Raw genomic sequence first — 9183 nt, forward strand, 5'->3', positions numbered from 1 at the left:
ACCCCAAGCATTCGCACTTGGCTCGCTATGGGGCTGGATGCCCTGTGGGCTAATCTATTCGATGCTGGCCTGGAGTCTTGCTGTAGCCGAGCCATTGCGTGCCGCCGCGATGATGGGGGCCCTTTGGGCTCGGCACCTTGCCTGCCGTCCTAGCGACCGGAGTGGCAGCGCGCCGTGTCTCAATATGGATACGTAGCCCCGCGACTCGTACGCTAGCAGCGCTGCTGATTATTACGTTTGCCGTCTGGCAACTCTGGCATCTGCAATCCATGATAGGGATGATGGATTCATTTCAGACCCTAATGCGACCACCTATCGCCCTGTGCTGGCAATTTTTGCCACTGCGTTACTCATCGATTTTTCTGCCAGTTGGGAGGTTCAGTGCATAATATTCACTGCACGCGTGCTAGAGTATGCCGTAGCCACAGCGATCATACCCCCGGGTCTGCAAAAGCTGCAGGGCGTAGCGAGCTTTAGCGCCATGTTTCTCAACTATGACCTGCACGCCCAGCGCCAAGTCCCCTTCAGTTACGTTTACCTTCACGCCTAGATACTTCCGAAGCTACTAATTGCTGGCCGATACGCTTATCTGGCTGGCTGCGCCACTGGCGCTATTCGTTGGCACCGTGTGACAGGTTCTGTCTTTAAAGCGATATACCTCGATAAACGTGAGCTCAAGTGCGCCTGTGTCGGCAACAGTAATACCCATTAAGCTTTGTATCGCTCACCGAAAACCTAATGATGATGGGAATGAGGCTATGGATACCGCTTGGGTAATTATCGCCTACTTTTTGCGAGGCGCTTGATCAGGATCATATTTCCCTCCGATGCTGTTCAGGTTGCGTTCAGACAAATCATCCATGCTGTTATTGGGGTTATTTATTTGATTTTTCCCAAACCAACGGCCTTAACTGCTGTTGGCTCTTTGGGCGAGTTACTGAGGTGATTATGAGTAACAGTACAAGTAGTCGTTTGCTGATGTTGTGGGTGCCACTTGCTGGGTTTGTCATTTGGGCGGGATACCTGATTGGAACCGAGCACCGTCTCCACCTATTTCAGTTCTTACCTTTCCTCTTTTTGGCAGCATGCCCACTGATGCATATTTTCATGCATAAACACCACGGCGGTCATAAGGACAAAATAGACAAGGACTGAACCACTCTATATATACATGTACGCGCCTGGGAGAAAGACCATGAAAACGACACAACAAGAGCACCGCTTGGGTGTTTCCAAAAACACACTGGTGACTCGGAATTTAAAAATCAAGCCTAGTAAATCCAAACGCATTGAAGAAGCGCTGTCAGATATCGACCGACTCTATGGAATGGATAAGGTGGTCTACAACGAGAAAAACCGAAATATCAGCCTTGCTTACGATGCGCTGAGGCTCTGCATCGATGACGTTGAAAAAATTCTCAAGCTCCATGACATACAGGTCAGCGCTGATCGGTGGAACCGCTTTAAGAAGGAGTATTACCGTTTCGTCGATCAGAACGTTAAAGACAACGCTAAACAGGAACCTTGGAGCTGTCATTAATAGTCATAACGGCTACATGACACAACCAGGAGCAAGACTAGCTAGTTTAGGGTAAGAGCTGCTTGCCTGTGGCCTCGCAAAATCAGACCTTCCGTTAGTCATTTGCCATGTGGCTGCACATAGGTTCTATATTTAATTTATATAGCATCAAAAAACACCGCACAGGAGTCCTCGGCAGTTATTGCTGCTGTGGTTGCCGTTAATACAAGGAGTCGCTTTCATGGTTGGGCAGGATAGAACGCCACAATATAAAGAAAACAGTCTTTCGTTGGTCGGTGCCGTTGCATTAGGCACCGGCGTGATGATTGGGGCCGGTATTTTTGCGCTAACCGGCCAAATGGCCGAAATGACTGGTCGGCTATTTCCTCTAGCCTTTCTGGCCGCTGCCGTCATTGTCTCTTTCAGCGCTTATTCTTACGTTAAAATGTCCAATACCTTCCCATCAGCAGGTGGGATTGGCATGTATTTACAGAAAGCGTATGGCCCGACGCTTCCCACCGCCTTTCATGCCCTCCTGATGTATTTTTCCATGGTGATCGCACAGAGTTTTTTGGCGAGAACGTTTGGTTCCTACACGCTTGAGTTGTTTGACCTGGGGGATCGTTCACTATTTGTGCCCCTACTCGGGGTTGGTTTACTGCTAATAGCCTTTTTGATCAATTTATCCGCCAACCGCTTGATCGAGACCGTCGCCTCGGTGCTCGGATTTATCAAAATAGGTGGCATTATAGTGTTTGGTATTGTCGGCGTGTTTATTGCCGACTCCATCGAAATGGGTGCTGGCAACGATGCACCTACGCCTACGATAACGGGCTTTTTAGGTGCTACGGCGCTCGGCATACTGGCATTTAAAGGCTTCACGACGATTACCAATAGTGGTTCGGAGCTTAAAGATCCTAAGCGGAATCTTGGCAAAGCTATCACGATCTCGATTGCGCTATGCGTGGTGATCTATGCCCTTGTCGGTTTTGCCGTTGCCAGCAACCTATCTTTGCCTGAAATTATCGAAACCCAAGACTACTCCCTGGCCGCCGCTGCCCGTCCCGCACTGGGTGAAGCGGCAGTTGCGTTTACCGTCATTCTCGCCATGTTGGCAACGGCGGGCGGTATCATCGCCAGCGTCTTTGCCGTTTCACGCATGCTCGCCATGCTGACAGAAATGAAGCTGGTTCCTCACCGCCATTTCCACATGCCCGGCAGTGTACAAAAGCATACACTGGTGTACACCATCGTATTTGGCTTAGTGCTCACCGCTTTTTTTGACCTGAGCCGCATCGCAGCATTAGGCATCATTTTCTACCTGATCATGGATATGGCCATCCACTGGGGTGTGCTTCGTCATCTCAAGGACAGAGTGGGGGCTAATCCTGTTATTCCTAGCATTGCCATACTACTAGATGCTGTCGTGTTAATCGGCTTTTTATGGGTAAAAGCCATCTCGGACCCCATGGTGCTCATCGTTGCTGGCGTAGTAATGGCTACTCTTTTACTCGGCGAATGGATTTTCCTATCCAAACGCGACGCTTCAAACGATAGCGAGCACTCTCACACTCATTAACGTTAATAGCGTTATAGGAGGTACCAAATGGACGTTAGAACCTTTGGTGAATTGATCGATTGGACCCGTCAGTTACACGAGCATCTTGCAGCTTGCCTTGCTCATTGCGCCGATATACACGAAGAAGAGCGCGCTCGCATGTTGCTCAATTACTTAGCTGCACAGGAAGCGGAAATGCAGCGCGTTGTGGCGCGCTTTGAACAGACTGCTGACGCGAAAGCATTAAAAACCTACGTTTATGACAATTTGGAGCATAAACCTATCCGTACGCATCGTACCTGCGATGCGCCCTATTCCACGCTAAGTGTTGACGACATTTGCCGAGAGGTTTTTGATTTCCATGAACAAACGATAAACCTTTATCGAACCCTCGTTGGCAAAGCGGAAATTCCTGAGGCTAAAGAGCTCTTAGATTCCCTTTTAGCACTTGAAGAGCACGAAGCCATGCGCCTTGTTCGCCAAACGGGGAGAATGAACGATGTCTGAAGACCATAACGAGACAAAGGTGAAAGACCCTGTTTGTGGCATGGACGTTGATCCCCATACCTCCCGCCACCGTGCCGATCACGCGGGTAAGACTTGGTACTTCTGCTCAGAAAAGTGTCAGGAAAAGTTTATTGCCAAGCCTGATGCGTATCTTGAGCCAAGCAAACAGTCACAAGCGTCAGTACCCTCGGGGTCTATTTATACTTGCCCGATGCACCCAGAAGTTCGACGAGAAGGCCCAGGCGACTGTCCAATCTGTGGCATGGCGCTGGAACCTGAGACCGTCTCTGCTGACACCGGCCCTTCGGACGAACTCAAGGACATGACCAGGCGTTTCTGGATCGGCCTAGTACTGACCCTCCCCGTGTTTGCCCTAGAAATGGGTGGCCACGTGTTTGGCCTTATGCATTTTATTTCCCAGCAAACCTCTAACTGGATTCAACTGCTGCTGGCAACGCCGGTAGTCGTCTGGGCAGGTTGGCCATTCTTTGTACGCGGATGGCGTTCGCTAGTGCATCGCAGCCTTAATATGTTCACGCTAATCGCGATCGGTACCGGCACCGCGTTGCTCTACAGTTTGCTGGCCACCCTCACACCGGGCATCTTTCCCGACGCCTTCCGTCAAGCCGATGGTTCGGTGGCCGTTTATTTCGAAGCAGCGGCAGTGATTGTCGTTTTAGTTTTACTGGGACAAGTATTAGAGCTACGCGCTCGTGAAAAAACCTCTGGCGCTATTCGTGCTCTGCTCGACTTGGCGCCTGCTACCGCTCGACGCCTTGATGATCAGGGCAATGAGGAAGATATCTCTCTTGACCAGGTTCAGGTAGGGGATCGTCTCCGGGTGCGCCCCGGCGATAAGGTGCCATTAGATGGCGAAGTGATGGAAGGTCGCTCCAACGTTGACGAATCCATGGTTACCGGTGAACCACTAGCGGTGAAAAAGGAAGTCGGCGATGGCGTCATTGGCGGCAGCATCAATGGTCAAGGATCCTTTGTCATGCGCGCTGACAAGGTGGGCCAGGACACGATGCTGTCGCAGATTGTGCAAATGGTCGCCAGCGCCCAGCGCAGCCGCGCACCCATTCAAGGGCTTGCCGACAAAGTCGCCAGCATCTTTGTACCCGTCGTTATTCTCATTGCTGTTGTGGCTTTCATCGCCTGGTCATTGTGGGGCCCTACCCCGCCGATGGCGTTTGGCCTTATTGCGGCGGTTAGTGTTCTGATCATTGCCTGCCCGTGCGCGCTAGGTCTTGCTACCCCCATGTCAATTATGGTCGGTGTAGGGCGCGGTGCCCAGTTAGGCGTGTTGATTCGCGATGCCGAAGCTCTTGAACGTCTAGAGAAGGTCGACACCGTCGTCGTCGACAAAACCGGCACGCTTACCGAAGGCAAACCACGAGTGACCGAGTTGATTCTCACTGAAGGCATTGCTGAATCGGAGCTTTTGCGCTTGGCAGCTAGTCTTGAGCGAGGCAGCGAGCACCCCTTGGCCCATGCAATAGTCGAAAAGGCTAAAGAGGCAGAGGTAAAATTAACAGAAGCGTTGGACTTCGAGGCTCCCAATGGCATGGGCGTTATAGGCCAGATAGATGGCAAGCGTATTGCCCTGGGCAACCGGCTATTGATGGAAAGCGAGGGCGTTAACACCCAGTCTCAAGACACACATGCCGATCAATTGCGCAGCGACGGTGCTACTGTCATCTTTGCGAGCATCGACGGGAATTTAGCTGGGCTGCTCGCCATTGCCGATCCGGTCAAGGAAACCACCGAAGAAGCCATTCGTTCACTCCAGGCTGACGGCATTCGAGTGGTGATGCTGACAGGCGATAATCGCACCTCCGCCAACGCTGTGGCACGTCGGCTAGGCATTGATGAGGTCGAAGCTGAAGTGCTTCCAGAGGATAAAGGCCGAGTGATTCAGCGTCTCCGTGATGAAGGGCGCATTGTTGTCATGGCCGGCGACGGCGTGAACGATGCACCTGCGCTGGCTACAGCGGATGTCGGCATTGCCATGGGAACCGGCACCGATGTGGCGATAGAAAGCGCTGGGGTTACTCTACTGCGAGGAGATCTTACCGGTATTGCCACGGCGCATAAGCTCTCAAAAGCCACCATGCGTAATATTCGCCAAAATCTCTTTTTTGCCTTTGCTTACAACGCGGCAGGCATCCCCATTGCCGCAGGGATTTTGTACCCCTTCACAGGTATGCTGTTATCACCGATTATCGCGGCGGCGGCGATGTCACTCTCTTCAGTGAGCGTGATTGGCAATGCTTTACGACTTAGGATGATTGCTATTAAGTAACAATATCTACTCGAAGATAAATCTGAATCGCCCCGGGTCTTCTAGACACCCGTCAGGCTCTGGAAATACCGCCGTTCGTACTCAACGGGTGACACGTCATCACTCGTGCCGTGGCGGCGTCTTGGGTTGTAGAACATTTCAATGTAATCGAACACATCGCTTTTAGCAGCCTCTCGGGTTGGATAGATACGCTGCTTGATTCGCTCTCGCTTGAGGAGCTGGAAGAAGCTTTCAGCAACAGCATTGTCGTGACAGTTGCCCCGGCGGCTCATGCTGCCCTCCAGATGATTGGCCTTCAAAAAACTTTGCCAATCCGAGCTGCTGAACTGACTACCCTATCCGAATGAATCATGACGGGCTTTTGGGGCTTCCTCCGCCAGACGGCGGACAGCAAGGCATCCAGTGCCAGATCTGTCGTCATGCGAGGCTTCATTGACCATCCCACCACCTGCCGAGAGAACAGGTCGATCACCACCGACAAGTAGAGCCAGCCCTCGTAAGTGCGGATGTAAGTGATGTCGGTGACCCATGCAACGTTGGGTGCCGTTACGTCAAACTGACGATTCAGGTGGTTAGGTGATACTACCGCTGGCTTGCCGCCATAGCGGCCCGGCCGTCGCCGATAACCGGTTTGTGAACGTAGTCCTTCCTCACGCATCAGACGGGCCACTCGATGCTTGCCACAGACTTCACCGATCTCTCGCAGGTCCTGGTGAATCTTGCGATAACCGTATACACCGCCACTCTCAAGCCAGGCGTGCTTGATCAGCCCCAGTAGGCGCTGGTCGTCTCGTGCCCGGTCAGACATGGCGTTACGGCACCAGGCATAATAACCGCTGGGGTGCACGTCCATCATGCTACACAACCGGCGCACCGGATACTGATTCGCATGGTCCTGAATGAACGCGTACCTCAGTCGGACTCCCTGGCGAAGTACGCGGTGGCCTTTTTTAGTATATCTCGCTCTTCTGATACACGTTTCAGCTCCGCCTTTAATCGCCGATTCTCAGCTTGAAGGTCATCGTCCTGCTGGCGTTGTTCTGCAGGCTTGGTATAGCGCTTGAGCCACTGGTACAAACTATGGCCGGACACGCCCAACCGAGCTGCGACCTCGGCGACGGGATGGCCCCGTTCTGTGACTTGCTTGACGGCTTCGATCTTGAATTCTTCGGTATATCGTTGACGGCTCATGAGTCCTCCTAACTGCCTTCAGTATAAGGCCTGGAGGTGTCTACGGAACCCGGGGCGATTCATAGGCGAGCACAAGCGAGGTAGGTTGCTCGGTAATAATAGTTTTCAGGAGATCGATGGCCTGGCGAACGCGCTCGGGCAGAGAGGTAGAAGCAGGCTCGAATGAAGCCGGCATAGCGGTGTCGGTGTCGAGGTTGATCGCTAGGTTCATGGTATGTCTCAAGGTCGTGTAGCTGATGACCTTTATAATAATGTGCAATGCACACTTTTTCAAGCTAAACGCACACTTTTATAGCTTCTGTTAATCAGCCTGAGCGAGCAATAAACAGCCTTAAAAGCGAGACTGCATGGGGTATTGATTGTTATTACAGAAGACTTACAAACATTGCAGTCGTGTGCATTGCACATTAAACTATCAGCAGTACCTATTAAATTGGAGGCCACATGGCGAACCTCAGGGCATCAACCGTGCAGATCGAGACGATCAAGGAGCATCCTGAGATCCAGCGTCTTATTCGCGACAATGAGTGCATAGCTCAGCTGGAGCCTTGGTCTGTCATGGAGATTCACCAAGCAGTCGATGGGCTGGTAGGCATCGACCTCGACCTACGAGACTCCACGCTGTTTGGCGACTTGTTGGCGCACTTCAACCAGGACAGCTCCCCTGCTCTTCCTGAAGCGCACACACAGGAGAGAGCCAGGGATCGCGCTAGGCGCTGCTGGGGCCTTGAAGCGTAGTCTCCACCTTAGATGCGCTGTAAGGCGCCATATATGAACGAACGTTGCTGGTAGGCACCAGTAGCGATATATAGAGAGATATTAATGAGCACTTCCGAGAAACCGACGAATGAAGCTCTCCGTCAGCTTATGGAGCGGCATGGCTTGAACCAGAATCATGTGGCCACCCTGACTGGGTATAGCGTGGAGACGGTGAAGGGTTGGTTCGCCTCGCCTGACTCTACCCGCTACCGCGCAGTTCGCAAGCCGGTATTGGAATCGGTGCGCCGCGCTATTGAGCTAGGCGAGCACTACAAGCTGGACGGGATAAAGATTCCCAAGACGAAAGGCTGAGACCGATAGAAATGGCACTGAATGATACGAGCCCGGAAGAGACGATAGTTACAAGTAACCAACCAGTACAGATTGACCTCGAATACACGGCCGATCGTAAAAGCGTTATGCGTTTGGTGGCGCTCATTGGCCAGGATGGCCGACTGTGGTCAGACGAGATGTATGGCTATGCTAAAGAGCGCGCAGACGAGAAAGAGCGGCTGACACTCTACCCTTTCGTGCTAATAGACATGACAGGGGAACATCGATGGTTTCAGGCTGAGTGGGGTAACGATGATCCGACAGCAACTATTATCGACTTCAAGGGCAGGCCCTTGGCAGTAGATGACGAGGTAGAGCGTGTCGACACATTTCAGGGCCAGGATGAGCGCTCTGTGTATTCAATCACCTCGATCCGCCCTTGGCGGGGGATAGCGGGATGGCCAAATGAAAACTGATAGAGGTTCCTTATGCCCAACAGCTTGAGAAATGGTTTATCGAAAAGCGCGATGCAAGCTCTTGTCATCAATGCTTGTATCGATAGATTAGAGGATTTTCGTAAATACACTGATGAGCTGGACAGCAAATTCCATAGTGATAAACAAGCGCTTATCAATTCCTATGATTTGCCGCGTGAAAACTTCGGTCGAGATGAGTATGAATATCAGGAGATAATGGAATTTCTTTCTGATGATGTTTCGCAAATAGAAAACGTATTCGTTGGGACATTCAGAAGGTCCACCGTAGTTTCCTTATATTCTTTCCTTGAAAAGCAAATGGTCATGCTTTGCAAAAGGTTGAAGAAAAAAGATAATCTCCCGATCTCACTGGCAGACCTGCAGAAGAGTGGAGTGGAAGGCTCGAGGATTTATCTCTCGAAAATTGCAGGACTAGATTTTCAGTCCAATGGCATGAACGGCTATTGGGTGGATTGATCTTACCCAGCAAGAGTGGACACTGGTTTAAGCGATCATTCGGGCTTCAAATACCTCTGGGCTGATCATCCCAATGGCACTGTGCCGCCGTTGTTTGTTGTAGTCTAGTTCAACGTAC

10 protein-coding genes and 2 pseudogenes are annotated in these 9183 nt (G+C 51.6%); 10 read left to right on the top strand and 2 right to left on the bottom strand.

Translation table 11 applies throughout. The annotated features are described in order from the left end of the window. The 6 genes and pseudogenes from V8L70_RS21980 to V8L70_RS22005 form a co-directional block, all read left to right on the top strand. A pseudogene (locus V8L70_RS21980) lies at positions 1 to 389 on the top strand (sulfite exporter TauE/SafE family protein); the annotation flags it as partial. Between the two features lie 589 nt (positions 390 to 978). Then, positions 979 to 1155: a DUF2933 domain-containing protein gene (locus V8L70_RS21985; RefSeq protein WP_008958470.1), complete on the top strand. Its 177-nt coding sequence runs from the start codon at positions 979 to 981 to the stop codon at positions 1153 to 1155. A gap of 40 nt (positions 1156 to 1195) precedes the next feature. Further along, positions 1196 to 1540 carry a hypothetical protein gene (locus tag V8L70_RS21990; protein ID WP_022522184.1) on the top strand — a complete coding sequence of 115 codons (345 nt, stop codon included), beginning with the start codon at positions 1196 to 1198 and terminating at the stop codon, positions 1538 to 1540. Positions 1541 to 1760: 220 nt separating this feature from the next. Next, the gene (locus V8L70_RS21995) at positions 1761 to 3098 is read left to right on the top strand and encodes an APC family permease (RefSeq protein ID WP_008958468.1); all 1338 of its coding nucleotides are present in this window, start codon (positions 1761 to 1763) and stop codon (positions 3096 to 3098) included. Positions 3099 to 3125: 27 nt separating this feature from the next. After that, complete coding sequence (locus V8L70_RS22000; RefSeq protein WP_101146658.1) at positions 3126 to 3584, top strand: ATPase; 459 nt, start codon at positions 3126 to 3128, stop codon at positions 3582 to 3584. Continuing rightward, positions 3577 to 5889: a heavy metal translocating P-type ATPase gene (locus tag V8L70_RS22005; protein WP_008958466.1), complete on the top strand. Its 2313-nt coding sequence runs from the start codon at positions 3577 to 3579 to the stop codon at positions 5887 to 5889. The genes V8L70_RS22000 and V8L70_RS22005 overlap by 8 nt, the downstream gene beginning before the upstream one ends. 41 nt (positions 5890 to 5930) lie before the next feature. On the opposite strand, the pseudogene V8L70_RS22010 reads toward V8L70_RS22005, so the two are convergent. Together V8L70_RS22010 and V8L70_RS22015 are read right to left on the bottom strand one after the other, a co-directional pair. Continuing rightward, a pseudogene (locus V8L70_RS22010) lies at positions 5931 to 7080 on the bottom strand (IS3 family transposase). A gap of 40 nt (positions 7081 to 7120) precedes the next feature. Beyond that, positions 7121 to 7291, bottom strand: a complete 171-nt coding sequence (locus V8L70_RS22015) for a hypothetical protein (protein WP_008958462.1) — start codon at positions 7289 to 7291, stop codon at positions 7121 to 7123. A 233-nt stretch (positions 7292 to 7524) separates the two neighbouring features. Here V8L70_RS22015 and V8L70_RS22020 point away from each other — a divergent pair, with 233 nt between their 5' ends. The 4 genes from V8L70_RS22020 to V8L70_RS22035 all read left to right on the top strand — a co-directional run bounded on the left by V8L70_RS22020 (position 7525) and on the right by V8L70_RS22035 (position 9065). Then, complete coding sequence (locus V8L70_RS22020; RefSeq protein WP_008958461.1) at positions 7525 to 7818, top strand: hypothetical protein; 294 nt, start codon at positions 7525 to 7527, stop codon at positions 7816 to 7818. Positions 7819 to 7902: 84 nt separating this feature from the next. Next, positions 7903 to 8151 carry a helix-turn-helix domain-containing protein gene (locus V8L70_RS22025; RefSeq protein WP_083024942.1) on the top strand — a complete coding sequence of 83 codons (249 nt, stop codon included), beginning with the start codon at positions 7903 to 7905 and terminating at the stop codon, positions 8149 to 8151. A gap of 11 nt (positions 8152 to 8162) precedes the next feature. Beyond that, the gene (locus V8L70_RS22030) at positions 8163 to 8588 is read left to right on the top strand and encodes a hypothetical protein (protein ID WP_083024944.1); all 426 of its coding nucleotides are present in this window, start codon (positions 8163 to 8165) and stop codon (positions 8586 to 8588) included. Between the two features lie 12 nt (positions 8589 to 8600). Further along, complete coding sequence (locus V8L70_RS22035) at positions 8601 to 9065, top strand: hypothetical protein (protein ID WP_157826505.1); 465 nt, start codon at positions 8601 to 8603, stop codon at positions 9063 to 9065. Positions 9066 to 9183 lie beyond the last annotated feature (118 nt).

Origin of the sequence: Vreelandella arctica (assembly GCF_037070215.1) — a bacterium.
GTDB lineage: Bacteria > Pseudomonadota > Gammaproteobacteria > Pseudomonadales > Halomonadaceae > Vreelandella > Vreelandella arctica.